This is a genomic window from Robbsia andropogonis, assembly GCF_000970345.1.
Classification (GTDB): domain Bacteria; phylum Pseudomonadota; class Gammaproteobacteria; order Burkholderiales; family Burkholderiaceae; genus Robbsia; species Robbsia andropogonis.
Window position 1 is genome coordinate 1 of record NZ_LAQU01000187.1, and the last position, 1,337, is coordinate 1,337.

Sequence of the window (1,337 nt, forward strand, 5' to 3'; positions counted from 1 at the left end):
GAGCGAGGCCCGTGCGATGCAAGCTGCCATAGGCGGCAACGATATCGTCGGTGATCCAGGTCCCGCCTTGACCATCGCGTGGCGCGGTGGCGCAGGCGCGCATCACGGCTGTAAAGTCCTCATCGACACGAATGTCCCAACGCGGATCGCGCAATACGGCACGCAGCGTCTTGCGCAGCGATCGCGCAATATTGAGATTCGACGGCGACAGTACCATTCGTGGATTGGGGCTCCACCATAGCACCGGTTGACCGTCCGAATACCAGGGAAAGATACCTTGTCGATAGGCACTCTCCAGGCGTTCTGGCGTGAGCTCCGCGCTGGCGGCGAGCAATCCCGGTGCGTCACTTTCCGCGTCGAGCGCACGTTGTAGTGGGGGAAACGGATCGATTGCCGAAAGCCATGTGATCATTGGCCGCGATCAGTTGGCGTCGTGACGCGCATCGGGCGGCGATGCGACGCGAGGGACGTCGGCATCGCCGGAGTCGTTCTTCCGTGGCGTCATGGGCATCGGTGTGAGGATGTCCGCCGTGTGCAATGTATAACTGGCGCGACGACGATCCTCGAAGAAATAGCGCAGGGTGTTTGCGACAGTTGAAAAAGCCAGGTCGTCCCACGGAATCTCCGCCTCGGTGAAGAATGCGACTTCGAGGCTTTCCTCGCCCGCGGCAATAGTCGCGTCACGCAGCGGGGCGAGGTAAAAAAAGTGCACCTGGTCGACGTGCGGAACGTTGAGCACCGAGAACAGCGTCATCGTTTCCGGGTCGACATGCGCGCCAGCTTCCTCGACCGATTCCCGTGCCGCGCACTGCCAGGTGGTTTCGCCGAGTTCCATGAATCCGGCTGGTAGCGTCCAAAATCCGTGGCGCGGTTCGATTGCGCGCCGGCATAAAAGGATCTTGTCCTCCCAAATGGGTACCGTGCCGCACACGTTGCGCGGATTTTCGTAATGAATGGTGCCGCAAGCTGAACAGACGTCGCGTTCTCGCGTATCGCCCGGGGGGATACAACGAGAAACGGGCGAGTGTCCGCAATTCGAGCAGTAGTTCATCAGCAAAGCGTAGGGACGAAGATGGAAGAAAGAGACCTTGTGCGCTGCGCAGGCTCGATCACACGACTAACTGGCCAGGGGCGGAATGCTTGCGCCCACGTCGACGAACTATACCACCGTCGCCATTCGAACCGACCGCCTGGGTGACGATGACAGGTGCCAGGCAGGAACGCTACATGCCGAACCCATTTGCATCGCAGGAAGCGGATACCCGCAGCGGGCGTAGTAATTTCTTCGGCGAAAACGTGTCCCACTGTTGGGCGAATCAAAACAAAAACGCCGCGAT

At 60.0% G+C, this 1,337-nt stretch carries 2 protein-coding genes; both read right to left on the reverse strand.

The features are described from left to right. Positions 1-412 (reverse strand): leucyl/phenylalanyl-tRNA--protein transferase (locus tag WM40_RS27010; protein ID WP_046154635.1); only part of this gene is annotated, 412 nt, incomplete at its 3' end. 9 nt (positions 413-421) lie between these two features. Next, entirely contained in the window at positions 422-1,051 is a 630-nt protein-coding gene (locus WM40_RS27015; RefSeq protein ID WP_024902436.1) for an NUDIX hydrolase, read from the reverse strand. Positions 1,052-1,337: the final 286 nt, after the last annotated feature.